Raw genomic sequence first — 19,065 nt, 5'->3', positions numbered from 1 at the left:
ATTAACGTGTGATAACCCTTTTCTATCACGGGTAGACATGCTTTCTGATATAATGATAATCAAAAATCTGGTTGGGCTGTTTATCCTTTCCCCGTTTTCTTGTATTTTGATACTTTCCATAGGGTAGGAGAGATTATCTATTGCCTAAGTACTTCTATCGATTGATTCTGTTCACGTTGTTGTTGGTAGCCGCACCCGTTGTATCCATCGGGATGATTTCCTATCACATCGCTTCTCAGGATATCGAAAGAAAGGTCAATGAGGGCAATGCGCAAATCCTGTTGCAAAACCAAATGCGAATCGAGGAAGTATTAAAAAATGTAGAGATGGCGGCGGTACAATATTTAAATTCGTCTCTGGTGATGGATTCGATTCACGATCCTTTGACGCCTGAGGATTTTCAGACGATAGCGAATCTGGGCAGAGGTCTGTACAATCTGCATTCGTTATCGGGGGTAGCCGACACCTATCTGGTGAATATGGAAATGGATTGGATGATCAGCAAACTCGGTTTTACAACGATCAAGGAATTTTCTGACCGGAATGTCCTGGATGAATATGCGGATCATCCGCAAAATTTGTTTTGGCTTGCTTCCGGTTCCGGTCAAGGAAAGCAGGATAACGGCGTTCGAGAAAAGGAGGGGGACCGGATTCGCCTGATCGTCAAGCTGCCGATGATTGCCACGTCGACGGCACCCAAGGCCTTGCTGCTCATAGATATGTCCCATAGCGAGCTGGAACAAGATTTGGCACAGGACAAAACCTTGGGAGATATTTATATTTTGAATCGCGAACGGGTTCCTTTTTTGTCCAATCCGGGTTCTGTTCCTATACAGGATGTGGTCATGGAGAAGCTGAGGACCGTGACCGATGCCAGCGGTTATTTTGAAGGAGACGCTATGGCGGTTAACTATAAGGTGTCTCCCTATAATAATTGGACATATGCTTCCGTCGTATCCATTGAGGGAATGACCAGGGAGTCCAAAAAAATTGCTATGTTAACGTTAAACGTATGTTTGGTTATCTTTGTCGTGATCGCCGCCATTGCTTTTTACGGGAGCCGGCGAATGTATTCGCCTATCCGAAGACTGTTTGTCATTATGGAACAGATCGGAGGAGAACCCGCCGATTCAAAGAAGAAAGATGAGTTCGCTTTTATCGAGGACCGGTTCCATGCTTTATTCAGTACGCGAAAACAGCTGCAGCAGCAGCTTCATGGGCAGCTTTCGCAGATGAAAGAGTTTTTTTTGCTTAAGCTGTTTATGGGGCAAATTACGGAGAGTGAATTTTTGTTTAAAAGCGAGACTTATGGTTTCGCCGGCAAGGGGAAGGCTTTGGGGGTGCTGGCGCTGCAAATCGATTCCCTGCAGGAAACCCGATATATGGAAAGCGATAAGGAACTGCTTCTTTTTGCGATCAATAATATCGTAGGCGAACTGCTGCCCGGCCATCGTTTGGTTGGCGCCTTGCTTTTCGACCAGTCTCAGGTATCGCTGTTGACCGGGGACACGGACGAGCCCGCTGAGAACAAGGCGTATTTTCATCAAACGGCCGAACAGATTAAATCGAAGGTTCATGAGCTGCTGCAGCTTAAAACAAGCATCGGGATCAGCCGTTCGTTTTTCCGGTACACCGATGCAATGAACGCTTACTCCGAAGCCTTGGATGCGCTGAAACGAAGAATTAGACTTGGAAGCGATATCATTCTCCATTATGACGATTTCGTCCCGGTGCATGGAGATGTCAAAAGCCTGATTCCTCCATTACATCATCTGGAAGACTACATCGTGAATGCGTTTACATCCGGAGATGCCGAATCGGCGATGGAGCATTTTGATCATTATGTGGCCTCGATCACGGAGAGAGACATCCAGTTTAACGACTATCAGGTTTTCATGCTTCAATTGGTTGCACGCATCTATCAATTGGTTCGGAATGAAGGAGGGAGGCTGGACGGACTGATCGGTTCCAATTCCGCCGTAACGCAATTCGTGAAGTTGAATACGGTGCAAGAGGTGTCGGTATGGTTTAAGACGGAACTGCTGCCGCCGACCATTGCGTTTTTTAAAAAACGTACGGATTCAGAATATATTAATACCGCACATCAAATGGTTCAAATGATTCATGAGCAATATGATGAGGATATATCGCTCGAGTCGTGCGCAGCGGCGCTCAAATTTCATCCGGTGTATTTAAGCCGGGTGTTCAAGAAGGAGATCGGCGTTACGTTCATTGAATATTTGACGGATTACCGGATGACGATGGCAAAAATGATGTTAGAACATACCGATCTGAAGATTACGGAAATCGCGGACCGTCTCAATTATACGAATTCAACCGGCTTTATCCGGACATTCCGGAAGCTGACGGGGATGACGCCGGGACAATACCGGCAAACCCTTTCCAAATTAAAGTAGACGCAGGCACGGCATGCGGATTTGCCTCGTATGTTAAGACGTATCGTATGAAATAAAATTTGCAGCATGACTTGATGAGGTGGTACATCATGTTAAAACAGGCAGCGGTCGCGGTTTGTTTTCTGTTTGTATTGTTGTCGCCGGTATTACCGCAATCTTCAACGATGGGCAGCGAGGGCTGGAGCGCTATAGCGATTCTGGTCTTGGCGGTCGTCCTTTGGTTAACCAACGTCATTCCAGCCTCCGTCACCAGTATGATGGTCGTCGTTCTCGTCTCGCTGCTGGGCATCCTGCCGTTCGAACAGGCTGCGCAGGCGCTGGGCGAAGAAGAAATATGGCTGATCTTATCCATGCTCATCATGGGAGTGGCGGTGGAGAAGTATGCTTTAGACAAGCGTCTTGCCTATAATATGCTGCTGTTGGCGGGAGGCAGCGTCAAATCGATTATCTTGTACCTGATTGTGATCGCATTTTTGCTTACGTTTTTCATGCCGAACGCATTGGGCCGGTTAACTGTGCTTTTGCCGGTAAGCATAGGGATGATTGAAACCATGAAAGAACAAGGTGGCGCCCATTTCGGGAAATTAGTGCTCCTCACCGTCACTTTCGTACCCTATGTCAGCACGATCGGTCTGCTTACGGGAGCCGGGGGCTCCATTTATGCCGTAGGATTATTTGACTCCATGTTAGGTCATCGGTGGAGTTATGTAGACTGGATGCTGTTGATGATGCCGATTGTCGTCGTTGTTCTCGCCGCTATGTGGATGCTGCTCCTTTATTTATTTCCGCCCGAAACAGCCGTATTGACCGGGAGCGATCGGTTTTTCAGACAGGAAAAAGAGAAGCTCGGCCCTATGACTGCAGCGGAGAAGAAACTGATTGCACTCTATCTGCTGCTTGCGCTTCTTTGGATGACCGGCAGTTTGCACCATCTTCCGATAGCCCTGACCGGCGTTCTGGTGGTCACGCTGTTGTTCATTCCAGGCATTCAATTATTAACCTGGAAAGAAGCGATGGGCAAGGTGGATTGGGGAGTTCCGCTGTTGTTTGCCGCCGGCTTTGCGCTGGCGGATGCTCTCAATGAAAGCGGCGTGGTAAGATGGGCCTCCGGTTTGGCCACGAGCTTATTGGCGGATCTGCCGGCAGCCATTCTCGCCGCTGCCATGATGACGGCCTTTATTCTTATTCGAATCGGATTTACCAACTATACCGCCATGGTGGCTTCCTTGCTTCCCGTGGCATTGACGTTCGCCGCCGGAAGCGAACTGAATCCGCTCTGGCTCGGGATGCTCTGCGTAGCGGCCAGCAGCATCGGTTATTTTATCCCGACCCAATCTGCCGGCAGCATGACTACCTTTGCTATGGGTTATTACACGGGGAAGGATTATCTGGTCGTCGGCAGTTGGATCACCCTGCTTCTTTTCCTGGTTACGATGCTTGCCGCTTTCTTCTATTGGCCGCTGCTCGGCCTGAGCGTATATCCCGGATAATTCAGATAGTTTAAGCGATTCGGCACCCGAGCCAATGGAGTCAATCAAAGAAGAAGGCTGCACCGCACTTGCCCAAGCCGGTTAGCAGCCTTCTCGTTTGTTTTATAACGATTTGCGGTAAATCGCAAGGACATCTTCACGGTCGAGGGATTTAAAGTGTCCGAACACGCCCCTGGCCATCGCTTTGTCCGCCATCAGCTCCAACTTCTCTGCGTTGATGCCATAGTCCGCCAGCCGACTGGGTGCGCCGATGGAGGACCAGAAGGAACGAAGTGCCCGAATGCCTTCCAAAGCCGTTTCGCGGTCGCTCTTGCCCTGGGGATCAATCCCGAATACATTAACGGCGAATTGCTTGAACCGTGAGACGCCTTCATCCAGCACATGTTCCATCCAGTTAGGGAAAAGAATCGCCAATCCTCCGCCGTGCGGAATGTCGTAGACGGCGCTCACGGCGTGCTCAATGTTATGGGTAGCCCAGTCACCGCGGATTCCCATGGCAAGCGTGCCGTTTAAAGCCATCGTCCCGCAGTACAGAATCGTTTCGCGGTGTTCGTACTGCTTCAGATTTTCCAGCAGCTTGGGCGCTGTGGCGATCACGGTACGGAGAATGGTTTCACAAAACCCGTCCTGGACCGGGGTATTTCCGGTATGGTTGAAATACTGTTCTATCACATGCGACATGATATCGACGATCCCGTAAACCGTTTGGTCTTTGGGCACCGTATAAGTAAACTCGGGATTGAGGATGGAGAATTTGGGGAACACCAGCGGACTGCTCCAACCGTACTTTTCCTGCGTTTCCCAATTGGTGATAACGGAACCCGAATTCATCTCCGATCCGGTGGCCGCCAAAGTAAGCACCGTACCGAGAGGCAGGGCTTCTTCAGCCGTCGCCTTGCGTGTAATAATATCCCATACATCGCCTTTAAACTTGGCGCCAATGGCAATGGCTTTAGCACAATCGATGACGCTGCCCCCGCCAACGGCGAGAATGAAATCAATCCCTTCTTTTCGGCAGAGGTCGATCCCTCTTTGTACAGTGGTCAATCGGGGATTTGGTTCGACGCCGCTTAATTCATGCACGTGAGCATCAAAACCGTTCAACCGGCGCATGACTTCATCGTAAACCCCGTTTTTCTTGATGCTGCCTCCCCCGTAAACAAGCAGAATCTTCCTGCCGATGGGCGGGATTTGCGTACCGAGATGCTCCATTGTATCTTTACCGAAATAAAGTCGGGTCGGATTATAGTACATAAACGTATCCATAAGTTTCCTCCGATTGATTAGAATTTTGGATAGCAGGATCAAACCATTTCCTGGCTCCCCCCCATTATACCAAATGACTTCATCGCAACCAAAAAAATTAAGCCGGAGCAAGCTCCAAAAAGAATAAATTGTGCTATACTATTGCATGGAATTTACAAAACATTAATATTTCCAAAAGAGTGGGGAAAACATGGGAGAACTGCAACTTTCACTTCGTCGATACGGGCTTGTTACGGTGCGCCGTCTGCCCCTGCTTTTATGTTCTCTTTGGATTGTATTTTTGGTAGAGCTATTAAGCCGCGGCCAATGGCTGGATGCCTTCGGATGGACTTTCGATGCGGTCCCGGAGCTGCTTCTCAATACCTTGATTGTTTTAGGCTTATTGCTATTTCTAACGGCGCTCACGGGCAGCATACGTCTTTCGTTTTGGCTCATAGCCGCATTATGCTTAGCTTTCGGGCTGATCAGCGGAATTAAACTGGAAATTTTGGGCGTGCCTTTTTTGCCATGGGATTTGCTGTTGGCCAGCGAAACGAAAGATATGACACCCTATCTCGGCGGTCTGCTGAGTTTTACGGTCATGTCCGGGTTCATTCTATTCTTTGTGATCAGCATTCTGCTGCTTTACAAGCTTTCGAAGACAGCGCTTCAGATAGGCAGAAAGCAGCGGGTTGCGATGGGGCTGATTTCCGCCTTGCTGCTGGTTTCTATCTATAACGACGGAGAGCTCTCGTTAACCAGGCTGGCAAAGATCAAAAATATCGCATACGACCAAACGCTGAATGTAAAAACCAACGGCTTTTTGTTAACGACCATGATGAATTTAAAATATCTTTTCCTGAAAGCGCCGAAGGGGTACGATGAGTCCTCCATTCGGTCGATTGCCTCGGGCGTCACTCCTGCGGTAACGCAGGCGGGGGACGTCAAGCCTAATATTATTATCGTTTTGAGCGAATCGTTCTGGGACATCACCCGGGTTGAGGGATTGAAGTTTAGTCGGGATCCTCTGCCGTTCTACCATTCGTTAGTCGAAAAGTATACAAGCGGCACCCTGCTGTCCCCACAGTATGGCGGCGGGACCGCAAATGTGGAATTTGAAGTGCTGACGGGCAATTCGATGCGCTTTTTGCCGCAGGGCTCGATTCCGTATAACCAATATATCCATAAAGCAACCGATTCGCTTGCGAGCATTTTGAGGCGTCAGGGGTATGAAGCTACGGCGATCAACCCGTTTCACAGCTGGTTTTACAACAGCAAGAACGTATACAACCATTTCGGCTTCTCCAAATATATTTCGCAGGAATTTTTTGAACCGGATTACGAGGGACCTTATATAGCCGACCGGGCTGTGGCCAAATATATCATTCAATCAAGCGATGAGACGCCGGGACCCGATTTTGTTTTTGCCAATACGATGGAGAACCATTACCACTATTCCCCCGGGAAGTTCAAGGAAAATACGATTCAGGTGACCGGAGTGACCGGAGAGTCCAAGGGTCTTATTGAAACGTATGCGCAAGGGCTCTTGGGTGCGGACGATATGCTTAAGCGTTTGGTGACGCACTATGAGCAAAAGGGAGAGCCGACGATCATTGTTTTCTTCGGCGATCATCTGCCAAGTCTCGGGGATAACTACAAAGCGTATAAAGACTGCGGCTATTTGCAGGAGAACGACCCGAATTTTCTTGACAAAATGTATCGTGTTCCGGTTCTTGTATGGAACAATTATTTGCCGGAGCACAAGGAACAGTTAAATATGAGTCCATCATTTCTGGGGCCTTATGTGCTGAAGCTGGCGCAAAGACCCGGCAGCTATTATACCGATTATTTGTATCGGCTCGCTCAGCACACTCCCGTGATTCCTCCCAAAAATTACTATCCGCAAATGGGAATCGACGAGGAGGCGTTAAAGGAATATGAAAAGCTGCAGTACGATATTCTGTTCGGAAAACAATACGGCTATGGCGATTGGAAAAACACCATTAAAGACCCGGCTTATGTTTTAGGCTTTGGCGATCTGCAGATTGATCATGTTCATGTGAATGAAACCGGCCGGGAACGGATTGTCAAAATCACCGGCAGAGATCTGCCGCATAATAGTATCTTGCATATCAATGATAAACCGGTGAAGACAGCATGGACCGATAAACATGAATTGACGGCTATTGTCGAGCCGGAGACGGAGGCGGAGTTTCCCTGGAAGCTGGAGATTGTGGTCGAGGATTCCAAGGGTCATATCGTAGCCAAATCGAATGCTTATGTTCAAACCCGGATGACAGCAGCGGATATGCCATAAAAAGACCTTCAATACCTAACAGGAGTCTTCCATTCCGCGAGAAGCGCCTGGAAGCCGATATTTCCGGAACGGACTTCGGAACTGTCGGCTTTTTTCAATTTGGACAATACCCAGCGGCGATTATAATTGAACGTTGGCTGAAAAAATCGGATCCGCCGTGCCGCGGACATTTCGTTAATCTATTGACAGACGGTGGTATTCGGTGAAACAATAACATAAAGCGGAGGGAAGAAGCTGTCATGGCATTGGCATACCTTCCGTACACGATTGGGCAGACCGCGGCAGGAGGAGGACAGGCCCGTTTCGGCCCCGGTTTCCGGAGCGGACTGAAAAATAAGTCTTGCTGGTGAACGCTCCATCCGATATAGTAGAATAAACCTGAGTTACAACTCCAAAGAAGTGGGGGTGTCCATCCTTTGCCGATCATTCAGTCGGTCGAGAGAGCGCTGCGCATTCTGGATCTGTTCGACGAATACCATAAAGAATTGAAGATCACAGAAATCAGCAGCCGGATGGACTTGCATAAAAGCACGGTTCATTCTTTGTTAAAAACATTACAGGAATATCATTATATCGAACAAAATCCGGATAACGGCAAATACCGGTTAGGGATGAAGCTGCTGGAGCGAAGCAGCCGGCTGGTCCAAAGCCTGGATATTCGGCAGGCGGCCAATCCTTTCTTGCAGAAGCTTTCCAAAACGACAGGGCAAACCGCCCATCTGGTTATTCTGGACGGGAAAGAAGGCGTTTACATCGATAAGGTGGAAGGCGATAAAGCCGTCATACGGTATTCCCGTATAGGCCGACGCATTCCACTGCACTGCAGCGCCGTAGGGAAAGCCCTTATTGCCTTTAAATCGCCGGAGCAGATCCGCTCCATTCTTAAAGGGTACGAATATCAAAAGCACACGGAGAAAACAATCCGGACCGAAGAGGCTTTTTTACAGGAACTGGAGCGTGTAAGAAAGCGGGGATATGCTACGGATGATCAGGAGAACGAGCCTGGGGTTTTCTGTATCGCCGCGGCGGTCAGGGACCATTCGGGGGAAGTGATTGCGGCGATCAGCGTATCGATGCTCAAAGCGAGAGTGACGGATGAGGATAAAGAGGAGTACGTCAAGCTCCTGCTGCAGACCGTCGAAGAGCTTTCCGAGCGGATGGGATACGGCGTCATGCTCAGGTGAACACGCGGGCGGCAAGCTTGTATAAGCTTGACCCGTTTCTTTTTAGCTATATTATAAAACCAAGTTTTATAATATAAAACAATAACCGGGTAAAAGTCCGGTGGCAAAAGGGAGAGAATGACATGAGTGAATTATTGACATCTATCATGGGAACTCAAGGCGAACAATTATACCGGCTTCATACACATGCACAAGGCCCTCAAGGTACGCTTCCACTGACGCCGGACATGCTGCTCCATGAGCCGAGCGGGAATCTGTTCGGGCTGACGCAAAACGTAGGGATGGGCTGGAAGCCGTCCGAACTGAACGGCAAGCAGGTGCTGCTGCTCAGCACCCAGGGAGGGATTCGTGCGGAGGACGGCCGTCCGATCGCGCTCGGGTACCATACCGGCCATTGGGAAGTAGGGCTGCTGATGCAGGATGCGGCCAATGAAATCCGGAAGATCGGCGGAGTGCCGTTCGCAGGGTATGTCAGCGATCCGTGCGACGGAAGAAGTCAGGGCACCGAGGGGATGTTCGACTCGCTGCCTTATCGCAATGACGCGGCCATGGTCTTCCGCAGATTGATCCGTTCGCTTCCCACACGCAAAGCGGTCATCGGCATCGCTACCTGCGATAAGGGCCTGCCGGCGATGCTGACGGCTCTTGCAGCCATGCGCGAGCTGCCATGTATCATTGTCCCCGGGGGAGTGACACTGCCTCCTTCAAACGGGGAGGATGCCGGTAAAATCCAAACGATCGGGGCGCGATACTCGAATGGAGAACTGTCACTGGAGGATGCGGCGGACCTCGGCTGCCGGGCATGTGCGACGCCCGGCGGGGGCTGTCAGTTTCTGGGTACGGCCGCTACGGCACAAGTCGTCGCCGAAGCGCTCGGACTGACAGTTCCGCACGCGGCGCTTGCTCCGTCCGGTCAGCCGATCTGGCACGAGCTCGCCCGCCAGTCGGCCCGCGCCGTCATGACGCTGGAGTCGAAGGGGCTGCGCACACGCGACATCGTCACGGATGCGGCCATTCGCAATGCGATGGTTGTCCACGCGGCCTTCGGCGGCTCCACGAACCTGCTGCTGCATATTCCGGCCATCGCTCATGCGGCCGGCTGCACTATCCCTGCCGTTCAGGATTGGGACCGTGTCAACCGCGATGTGCCGAGGTTGGTCAGCGTTCTGCCGAACGGTCCCGTGTACCATCCGACGGTCAGGGTGTTTCTGGCAGGAGGGGTGCCTGAGGTCATGCTGCATCTGCGCAAGCTCGGCTTGCTCGACGAATCGGTTCTTACCGTAACGGGCGAGACGCTGGGGACTGTGCTCGATTGGTGGGAGACCTCAGAGCGGAGGGCAAAGGTGCGCGAGGCGCTGCAGCAATTGGACGGGATCCGGCCCGATGAGGTCATCATGAGTCCGGAGCAGGCACGGGCCCACGGAATGACGTCCACCGTCACGTTCCCGACCGGAAATATCGCGCCGGAGGGCTCCGTCATTAAATCGACCTCCATCGATCCGACGGTTGTGGGACCCGGCGGCGTTTATCGCCATAAAGGGCGGGCGAAGGTGTTTACTGCTGAACGGGATGCCATCCGGGCCATCAAGACCGGAGGCATTGTGGCCGGCGATATTATGGTGCTGATCGGCCGCGGCCCGATCGGCTCGGGAATGGAAGAGACGTACCAGTTGACTTCCGCGTTGAAGCATCTGCCGTTCGGAAAGCATGTGACGCTGATTACGGATGCGCGATTCTCAGGTGTATCCACCGGCGCCTGTATCGGCCATGTAGGTCCGGAAGCGCTTGCGGGCGGGCCGATCGGCAAGCTGCGGGACGGCGACTGGATTGAAGTCGTGATTGACCGCGAACGGCTGCAGGGCAGCCTGCATTTTGTCGGCGAAGGGGACACCTTCTATACGCCCGAGGAAGGAGCCGAGGTGCTGGCCCGGCGATCGCCTCATCCCGGTCTCGCCCCTGACCCCGGTCTGCCGGACGATACCCGCTTGTGGGCGGCGCTCCAAGGGGCCAGCGGCGGAACGTGGCGCGGCAGCGTGTATGATGTGGACCGCATTATCACGCTGCTCGAAGCCGGCAAGAAAGCGCTTGGATGGTAAAACGTGCGGTGTGCTTGGCCGATGTACAGCGTTAAAGCAAACAGCCGAAGGGTGGCCTGACCCCTCGGCTGTTCAGCTTCAGGGCACAACTCGTGTCCGGTGCGCTTATCGGGAGCAAAGAGGTTTTACAAAAATAGGGTTGGCGTGATAGCATGAGGTCAAAGGTTCGCCTTAAAAGGTTTAAAGCATGGATGCTTTGAAGATGATTCTGATGAAAACAGGGGAGTTGTGATCATGGTTCAAGCCGGTCTTGTCGTTTGTGTAGGAGAGCTTTTAATCGATTTTTTTTGTACAGACATTGATGTCGATTTAAAGAAAGGCGCTAATTTTGTCAAGCAAGCCGGCGGAGCCCCTGCGAATGTGTCGGCGGCCGTCGCCAAGCTGGGGGGAAATGCGGCGTTTGTCGGCAAAGTAGGCAGCGATCCGTTCGGCGGGTTTCTGATCGAGGTGCTCGATCAGGCCGGCGTCGTTACGCGGATGATTTCCAAAGACGATACGGTGAAAACGACCATGGCTTTCGTTTCTTTGCAGGCGAACGGGGAGCGGGACTTTGTCTTTTACCGCGGCGCCGATGAGCGGCTGACCATAGCCGATGTGGATCTGGAGTACATATCCAAAGCGCGTGTGATGCATTTTGGTTCGGCAACAGCCCTGCTTGGCGGCGAATCCCTCGAAACCTATTTTGCACTGATCGATCAGGCCAAAACAGGCGGAATATTCGTCTCTTTCGACCCGAATTTCCGGACCAATCTGTGGCAGGGAAGAGAAGCCGAATTCATCGAGCGTTCGCGCAAAGGGATCGGACAAGCCGATTTCGTTAAGGTGAGCGACGAGGAGCTGCGTCTGATTACCGGGCAAGAAGATAGGCTGGAGGGCGTGCGGGACATGCATCAATGGGGGGCGCGCGTCATTGCCGTCACGCTGGGGAAGGAAGGGACGCTGCTTTCCGCCGCCGGGCAGCACGCCGTGATTCCGAGCGTCGCCATCAAGTCTGTCGATTCCACCGGTGCCGGAGACTCGTTTGTGGGCGCAACCTTGTTTCAGCTGGCGTCCGCGAAGGACCCGCATGCTTTGTGCGACAACTTTGAAGCGTGGAAGAGCATCATTGCCTTCTCCAATAAAGTGGGAGCCATGGTTTGTACGAAAGTGGGGGCGATTGCCGCGCTGCCGTCTCTGGAAGAGGTGGAACGGTTCGGTTAAGAGACGGGAGGGCCCTGAGCTTACCGATGATGCGCGGGGATTTGCTTGCGGCAGAGCTTTTTCGATACTTCTTTCACAAATGAAAAACTACTTTTCACATATGAAAAAAAGATTTATAAAAAACATTTATATAAATATCGTTGACACACATTCATTATGTAATTAGACTGTGAAATAATGCATAAATTTAACTATTTTTGATTTCATAGTTTGCATTAGGATTTTCTATATCGAAAGGAGAAATGAAAAATGAGTGGTCAGACAAGCGGAAGTTATACAATTATTTTGCGAATGGAGCTGGAACCCAACGTAGCATTCATTCAAATCGCTAATGCAATTCATGAAAAAGGCGGCGAAATCGTTGCCGTAGATATTGTGAACCGAAGCAAACAAAAAACGATCAGAGATATCACGGTGTCCGTTTCAAACAGAGAAACCGAAGCTGAATTGATTGAAAACGTTCGCAACGTGCCGGGGATTAAAATCGTCAACATATCGGACCGTACCTTCCTGATGCATTTGGGAGGAAAGCTTGAAGTTCGTTCGAAGGTTCCGATTAAAAACAGGGATGATCTGTCCCATGTATATACACCGGGTGTAGCCCGTGTATGCATGGCGCTTCATGAAGATCCTTCCAAAGCTTATTCGTTAACCATCAAGCGGAATACGGTGGCGGTCGTCTCCGATGGTACCGCTGTACTCGGGTTGGGCGATATCGGTCCGATTGCCGCGATGCCGGTGATGGAAGGTAAAGCGATGCTGTTTAAAGAAATGGCGGATATCGATTCCTTTCCGATTTGTTTGGATACGAAGGATACGGAAGAAATCATCAGGATTGTGAAGTCGATCGCACCGGCGTTCGGAGGCATTAACCTGGAGGACATTTCCTCGCCGCGCTGCTTTGAAATTGAAGAAAGATTAAAAAAAGAACTGGATATTCCTGTTTTTCATGATGACCAGCACGGAACCGCCGTGGTGATGCTGGCGGGATTGATCAACGCATTGAAAATTGTGAACAAGCAAATCTCTGACATTAAAGTGGTGTTCAGCGGAGTCGGCGCGGCAGGCGTGGCTTGCACGAAAATGCTGATCGCGGCCGGAGTCAAGCATATCGTCGGTGCGACGAGATCCGTAGGTATTATCAACCGCAACGCTACATACGAAAACCCCATGCTGCAATGGTATGCGGAGAATACGAATCCCGACAATGTGACGGGAACGTTATCCGACGCGATGCAGGGGGCGGATGTATTTATCGGCTTGTCCGGTCCCGGCGTGATTACGGTAGACGATTTGAAAAAAATGGCCAAAGACCCGATTGTCTTTGCGATGGCCAATCCGACTCCGGAGATTTTACCGGAAATTGCGGAGCCATATGTACGCGTCATGGCTACGGGAAGATCCGATTACCCGAACCAGTTGAATAATGTGCTGTGCTTCCCGGGGATTTTCAGAGGTGCATTGGATTGCCAGGCTACCATCATTAACGAGGAAATGAAACTGGCGGCCGCCTATGCGATTGCGTCTATTGTAGAGGACGCCGAACTGAACGAGCAGTATATTATCCCAAGCGTGTTCAATAACCGTGTGGTTGAGGTTGTCAGAAGAAAAGTCATTCAGGCGGCAGTGGATACAGGGGTAGCACGCAAAGTTCCGCATGAATTTGCATAATCCATCGTCATTCCAAAGTTGTAAAACAAGCCGTCTTTGCGGTTGGCCGCAAAGACGGCTTGTTTTTTTGCTTGCCCATCGGTCGATTCGGAGAAAAAACGGTGCGTGCGAATAGCGGCAGGTTCGGATAAGGCATAATAAGACGAACCCCGTGCACTATATTTTAAACGTAAGGATGAGCAGCTTGAGAAAGATAGCGTGCGGCTTCAAACTCTGTTTCATGCTATTCCTGCTGACCTTGTCGGCCTCCCTCTTGGCACAGCCGCTGGCCGCGGCTCCGAAATCGGACAAGACCAAAATCGAAATAACGGATGGATTGGCAGAAGAAGGCGTCTATTTGATCATCAATAAGACCTCGAACCGGTTGACCGTAGTTCTGAACGGACGGGTTGCGTATTCCTTTCCTGTCGCTACCGGCCGGACAAAGCAGCTCACTCCTACAGGGCGCTTTCATATTGTCACCAAGATCGTCAAGCCATGGTACGTGCGCAAGCGAATCCCTGGCGGCGATCCGCGCAATCCGCTCGGCAGCCGGTGGATGGGGATTAATGTGCCGGGAACGGGCGGCTATACCTATGGTATTCATGGAACCAACCGGCCGTATTCGATCGGCAGCAGCGCATCTTCGGGTTGTATTCGGATGCATAACAGAGATGTCGAATGGCTGTTCAGACATATTCCGCTGGGCACCGTGGTGATTATTCGGGAGTAGCAGGCTTAACGGTAAAAGGTCAGGTAGGGCTGCGACGGGCAAATCAGCGGGTCATACCGGGCAACCATTGAAAAGGGACTCCGAAAGGGGTTCTTTTTTTACCTAAAAGGACGGGGTTAAATTTTCTTCAGCCAAAGCGATGGGCGAATGATGTCGCAATTGCTGCCGCAAGGCATACCATAGAGTAACCTCCAAAATTTTTCACGGACGGGGGGCGTCAACTATGGATCAGTCCATGCCCGTGCTGCTGATTATCTTGCTTTTTTTACTGCTGGTGATCACCCTTTTGCTGCTGTATTGACCGGAAAGAGAAGACGCTCTGACGAAGAAACAGCCCGATCCGCTTTAGGGTGGACCGGGCTGTATGATTTTAGAATCCTTTATATTGCGGCTCTTCATTTTCAAGCTGCTGCACGCGTGAGCTGACTTGATCCACAATCGCTTGTGTTTGCTGGGCGCAATTTTCAAACAGCGTCTTGGCTTCCTGATTTTGCGTCTCTAACGCAAAGCTTTCAAGGCTTGCTTGCGCGCTCTTGAGGGATGCCAGCGTCGTCTTTACTTGGGATGCAACGGTCATTGATATCACCTCCACAAAAAATAATATGGCTCAGTCTTGAGGATTTATGAATGTAAAAAAACTCCTATTAATAACAAAAGGGATTTCGGCAAATAATTGAAACGTTACGTTTTAACCACCGGAAAGGGAGAGAATCCATTGCATGATTGGGCGCATATCGCGATCCGTTCGGCAGGAGCCATTACGATTTTATTTTTAATCACCCGTATACTTGGCAAAAAGCAAATTTCTCAGTTAACCTACTTCGAATACATACTCGGTATTGCGCTTGGTGAACTGATCGGATTTATGTCCATTGATCTCGAATCGCCTTTTATGTACGGCGTGATGGGACTTTTAGTCTGGTTTTCCATTCCTTATATCCTCGAAATCCTTGCCTTAAAAAGTAACCTGCTGCGGAAATGGTTCGACGGCACCGGAACCGTGATGATCAAGGATGGAAAAATTATGGAAGACAATTTGAAAAAAGAACGTTATACCGCCGATGAGCTTTTGGAGCAGCTGCGGATCAAAGGTGTCTTTAACGTGGCTGATGCGGAGTTTGCCGTTCTTGAGCCAAGCGGGGATCTCAGCGTTTTGTTAAAGCAGGAACAACAGCCTTTGACTCCGCAGCATTTGGGCATTCGGGTTGCGCCGCAGCGGGAAAGCCAGACGGTCATTATTGACGGGAAAATCAGGGACGAGCCTTTGGCTACGGCAGGGCTCAGCCGGGAATGGCTTCAAACGGAATTGGAGAAAATAGGCGTTACCTTGGAAAATGTGTTTGTCGGACAAGTGGATTCGTATGGTCAGCTGTATGTTGATTTATACGACGATATGCTGAAGGTTCCGCCAATGAATCAAAAGCCGCTGCTGCTGGCTACTTTAAAAAAGTGCGAAGCGGATCTGGCGTTGTTCGGGCTGTCTACGACAAACGAAGAGGCAAAACGAATGTATGAACAAGGTATGGAGAAAATAAAAGACATTATCGGGCAGGTCGAACCGTTATTGAAACGCTGAACAGAAAAGGGGGATGCGAAAATGACCACCAAATCGAAAATGAAGAAATTGACCTGGACGCAGCAGGAATACCAAGAGCTTGCCAAAAAGCGGGAGCCGGCCCGGCCGGTGCTGAAAAATTGCCTGAGGGCCTTTGCGGTCGGAGGCTTTATATGCTTGATCGGCCAAGGAATAATGGAAGTGTTCATCCGGTGGTTCGGGTTCACAGAGAAAACAGCTGGCAACCCGACGGCCGCCGTGCTCATCTTCATTTCGGTTTTGCTGACATGCTTTGGGGTATACGATAAAATCGCCCAATGGGCGGGCGCCGGGTCCGCCGTTCCTGTGACGGGCTTTGCCAACTCGATATGTTCTGCGGCTTTGGAGCATAAAAGCGAAGGCTACGTGCTCGGTGTCGGCGGAAACATGTTCAAGCTGGCCGGCTCTGTTATCGTATTCGGAACCGTGTCGGCCTTCGTCATCGGCCTTATTCACTTGATTCTTGGAATGGAGGGCCGTTAAATGCTAAAGGGATATCAGAGCTGGGAGTTCAAGAAGCGTCCGGTCATCATGGGAACGGCGACCATCGTAGGGCCGGATGAAGGCAACGGACCGCTGGGAAACGAATTCGACATTGTGCATGCCGATACCAAGCTCGGACAAGACAGTTGGGAAAAAGCCGAGAAAAAAATGCTGGAAGAAGCTGCCCAGCTTGCATTGGAGAATGCGGGGGTGACCAAGGAGCATATTCAATTTTATGTCGGCGGCGACTTGTTGAACCAAATCATCAGCAACAGTTTTGCCGTGCGGACGATGCAAATTCCTTATCTCGGTATTTTCGGCGCTTGCTCTACTTCGATGGAGGGATTGGCTTTGGCTTCCATGATCGTGGATTCGGGCTATGGCTATCAAGTGTTAACGGGAACGTGCAGTCACAACAGTACCGCGGAAAAGCAATTTCGTTACCCTACGGAATACGGCTCGCAGAAGCCTCCCACCGCCCAATATACGGTTACGGGAGCGGCTTGTGCGGTTGTGGGGAACCGGGGCAAGGGACCGGTCGTAACAGGAGCTACGATCGGGCGCGTCATTGATATGGGGATCAAGGACCCTTTTAATATGGGTGCGGCGATGGCCCCGGCGGCCGTCGATACGCTGCAGTCACATTTCCGTGATTTCAAACGGGAGCCGGGCTATTATGACTTGATTTTAACAGGCGACCTGGCGAGTGTAGGCTATGAAATTGCATGCGAATTACTGGAAAAGCATAAGGTGCCGATCAAGCAGACCCGTTACTACGACTGCGGTCTGATGATGTACGATTTGGAAAAGCAAAGCGTCCAAGCGGGAGGGAGCGGCTGCGCCTGCTCGGCTACCGTAACCTACGGTCACGTCTTGAAACGGATCCAAAAGGGAGAACTGAAAAGGGTGCTGATCGTTGCGACGGGAGCGCTGCTCTCCCCGCTTTCGTTTCAGCAGGGGGAGAGCATTCCCTGCATTGCACACGCGGTAGCGATTGAAAGCGAGGTGAATTAGCATGAATTGGATGCAGTTTGTCTGGGCTTTTCTCATCGGCGGGGCGATCTGTGTGCTGGGGCAATTGATGATGGATATCATGAAGCTGACGCCGGCGCATACCATGACCACTTTGGTGGTAGCCGGAGCCATCGTGGACGGCATTCAGATCGGCGACAAAAGCTTGTATGAACGCTTTATCGAGTTTGCCGGCGCCGGGGCTACCGTGCCGATTACCAGCTTTGGCAATTCCCTTGTGCACGGAGCGCTGAGCGAATTGAAAACGCATGGCGCAGTCGGAATCATCACGGGCATCTTTGAAGTAACCAGCGCGGGGATTTCTGCGGCCATCATTTTTTCATTCCTGGCCGCCCTCGTATTCAAGCCGCAAGGATAACGGCGGCAGCGGAGACGGAAGCTCCGAGAACCTTGGAAGCGCGCGGCGCCAACGCCCGGCCCTGAGGTTTTCGGGGCTTTTTTGCCATCATTCAAAATCATTTTTATACGTGTACTCCGCTTCCTGATTCCTGTACAATAGGAAGTAAGTCTCTTGTATTTTGTGCACATGTTACAATTGTTACAATAGCATTACAATTTGATTTCATTTGTTAAATCGACACGATTTTGTAGAACCTTAGGCTCTTTATTTGCGTAATAAATTTAATTCATGCTTAGTTAAGACTTATTAAGGAGGCCGGACGATGGAGACGATGATCAGAGAAGATATACTGGCGATTAGGCGGATACAGGCAAATTTGGAATCCTGCATTTTCGGAAAAAGAGAAGAAATTCAGCTGCTTTTAACCGCGATGCTGGCAGGGGGCCACGTGCTGCTTGAGGATGTGCCGGGCACAGGCAAGACCGTGCTGATCAAAGCGCTCGCCAAATCGATCCGCGGCCAATATCGCCGCATTCAATGCAACCCCGACCTCCTTCCTACCGATATTACAGGCGTTTCCATTTATCATCCCAAGGAGGAAGTGTTTTTGTTCCGTCCGGGTCCGATCATGACCAACATCCTGCTTGTCGATGAAATCAACCGGGCAACGACCAAGACGCAGTCCGCCTTGCTGGAAGCGATGGAGGAGAGGCATATTACGGTGGATGGAGAGTCCCATGATCTGCCAAAACCCTTCCTGATGCTGGCAACCCAGAATCCGATCGATTTCGAGGGTACTTATGTTTTGCCGGAGGCCCAGTTGGACCGTTTCATGATGAAATTCAGTCTCGGCTATCCCGATGCGGAAACGGAAACGAAAATGATCGTATCCCAAAGCATATCCCACCCGTTGGATGCTCTGGAGCCTGTTGCGGAAGTGGAGCAGATTTTGGCCATTCAAGAGCAAGTGAAGCAGGTTCATCTGGATGAAGCGGTGGCAAGGTACCTGGTATCCGTTATCCGGCTGACCCGCGAACATCCGTCCATCTATCTGGGAGCGAGCCCGCGTGCGACGCTGGCGCTGGTGCAGGCGGTCAAAGCCTTCGCTTTGCTTCAGCAAAGAGATTACGTCCTTCCGGACGATATTAAATTTTTGGCGCCTTATGTGCTTGGACACCGGATGATCCTGCAGGCGGAAGCACGGATGGAAGGGGTCACCGTATCGTCGGTGCTGCAATCGGTGTTTCAACAGGTGAAAGTGCCGGTACGTTTGGAGAAGTGAAT

Annotated in this window: 15 protein-coding genes; 13 read left to right on the top strand and 2 right to left on the bottom strand. The window is 50.9% G+C overall.

Going from position 1 to position 19,065, the window contains the following annotated elements; translation table 11 throughout:
• Nucleotides 1–140 precede the first annotated feature (140 nt).
• Nucleotides 141–2,417: a helix-turn-helix domain-containing protein gene (locus tag BLT35_RS03355; protein WP_074726999.1), complete on the top strand. Its 2,277-nt coding sequence runs from the start codon at nucleotides 141–143 to the stop codon at nucleotides 2,415–2,417.
• An 89-nt stretch (nucleotides 2,418–2,506) separates the two neighbouring features.
• A complete protein-coding gene (locus tag BLT35_RS03350; RefSeq protein WP_074726998.1) occupies nucleotides 2,507–3,907 on the top strand; it encodes an SLC13 family permease in 1,401 nt (466 codons plus the stop codon).
• 102 nt (nucleotides 3,908–4,009) lie between these two features.
• Here BLT35_RS03350 and BLT35_RS03345 read toward each other — a convergent pair whose 3' ends face one another.
• Nucleotides 4,010–5,173, bottom strand: coding sequence for an iron-containing alcohol dehydrogenase (locus tag BLT35_RS03345; protein WP_054820146.1), 1,164 nt, complete (start codon nucleotides 5,171–5,173; stop codon nucleotides 4,010–4,012).
• Nucleotides 5,174–5,363: 190 nt separating this feature from the next.
• On the opposite strand from BLT35_RS03345, the gene BLT35_RS03340 reads away from it, so the two are divergent.
• The 6 genes from BLT35_RS03340 (at nucleotide 5,364) to BLT35_RS03315 (ending at nucleotide 14,332) form a co-directional block, all read left to right on the top strand.
• Nucleotides 5,364–7,469: an LTA synthase family protein gene (locus tag BLT35_RS03340; protein WP_082660672.1), complete on the top strand. Its 2,106-nt coding sequence runs from the start codon at nucleotides 5,364–5,366 to the stop codon at nucleotides 7,467–7,469.
• A 416-nt stretch (nucleotides 7,470–7,885) separates the two neighbouring features.
• The gene (locus BLT35_RS03335) at nucleotides 7,886–8,653 is read left to right on the top strand and encodes an IclR family transcriptional regulator (RefSeq protein WP_054820147.1); all 768 of its coding nucleotides are present in this window, start codon (nucleotides 7,886–7,888) and stop codon (nucleotides 8,651–8,653) included.
• A gap of 122 nt (nucleotides 8,654–8,775) precedes the next feature.
• Nucleotides 8,776–10,749: a YjhG/YagF family D-xylonate dehydratase gene (locus tag BLT35_RS03330; RefSeq protein WP_062407461.1), complete on the top strand. Its 1,974-nt coding sequence runs from the start codon at nucleotides 8,776–8,778 to the stop codon at nucleotides 10,747–10,749.
• Between the two features lie 234 nt (nucleotides 10,750–10,983).
• Entirely contained in the window at nucleotides 10,984–11,949 is a 966-nt protein-coding gene (locus BLT35_RS03325) for a carbohydrate kinase family protein (RefSeq protein WP_062407463.1), read from the top strand.
• Nucleotides 11,950–12,198: 249 nt separating this feature from the next.
• The gene (locus BLT35_RS03320; RefSeq protein ID WP_062407465.1) at nucleotides 12,199–13,620 is read left to right on the top strand and encodes an NAD-dependent malic enzyme; all 1,422 of its coding nucleotides are present in this window, start codon (nucleotides 12,199–12,201) and stop codon (nucleotides 13,618–13,620) included.
• A gap of 184 nt (nucleotides 13,621–13,804) precedes the next feature.
• Nucleotides 13,805–14,332, top strand: a complete 528-nt coding sequence (locus BLT35_RS03315; protein ID WP_235594251.1) for a L,D-transpeptidase — start codon at nucleotides 13,805–13,807, stop codon at nucleotides 14,330–14,332.
• A 370-nt stretch (nucleotides 14,333–14,702) separates the two neighbouring features.
• Here the strand turns inward: BLT35_RS03315 and BLT35_RS03310 are convergent, their stop codons facing one another.
• The gene (locus BLT35_RS03310; RefSeq protein ID WP_054818526.1) at nucleotides 14,703–14,909 is read right to left on the bottom strand and encodes a DUF1657 domain-containing protein; all 207 of its coding nucleotides are present in this window, start codon (nucleotides 14,907–14,909) and stop codon (nucleotides 14,703–14,705) included.
• A 138-nt stretch (nucleotides 14,910–15,047) separates the two neighbouring features.
• On the opposite strand from BLT35_RS03310, the gene BLT35_RS03305 reads away from it, so the two are divergent.
• The 5 genes from BLT35_RS03305 to BLT35_RS03285 all read left to right on the top strand — a co-directional run bounded on the left by BLT35_RS03305 (nucleotide 15,048) and on the right by BLT35_RS03285 (nucleotide 19,063).
• A complete protein-coding gene (locus tag BLT35_RS03305; RefSeq protein ID WP_062407467.1) occupies nucleotides 15,048–15,908 on the top strand; it encodes a DUF421 domain-containing protein in 861 nt (286 codons plus the stop codon).
• A 21-nt stretch (nucleotides 15,909–15,929) separates the two neighbouring features.
• Nucleotides 15,930–16,409 carry a stage V sporulation protein AC gene (spoVAC, locus tag BLT35_RS03300; protein WP_062407469.1) on the top strand — a complete coding sequence of 160 codons (480 nt, stop codon included), beginning with the start codon at nucleotides 15,930–15,932 and terminating at the stop codon, nucleotides 16,407–16,409.
• Nucleotides 16,410–17,423, top strand: a complete 1,014-nt coding sequence (gene spoVAD / locus BLT35_RS03295; protein ID WP_062407471.1) for a stage V sporulation protein AD — start codon at nucleotides 16,410–16,412, stop codon at nucleotides 17,421–17,423.
• A 10-nt stretch (nucleotides 17,424–17,433) separates the two neighbouring features.
• Nucleotides 17,434–17,799: a stage V sporulation protein AE gene (gene spoVAE, locus BLT35_RS03290; RefSeq protein ID WP_062410852.1), complete on the top strand. Its 366-nt coding sequence runs from the start codon at nucleotides 17,434–17,436 to the stop codon at nucleotides 17,797–17,799.
• Between the two features lie 304 nt (nucleotides 17,800–18,103).
• A complete protein-coding gene (locus tag BLT35_RS03285) occupies nucleotides 18,104–19,063 on the top strand; it encodes an AAA family ATPase (protein WP_054818528.1) in 960 nt (319 codons plus the stop codon).
• Nucleotides 19,064–19,065 lie beyond the last annotated feature (2 nt).

The sequence above is a fragment of the Paenibacillus naphthalenovorans genome (assembly GCF_900099895.1).
GTDB classification, from domain to species: domain Bacteria; phylum Bacillota; class Bacilli; order Paenibacillales; family NBRC-103111; genus Paenibacillus_G; species Paenibacillus_G naphthalenovorans.
The sequence above is the reverse complement of the archived record's forward strand: the minus strand, read 5'-3'. Positions and strand labels throughout refer to the sequence as shown.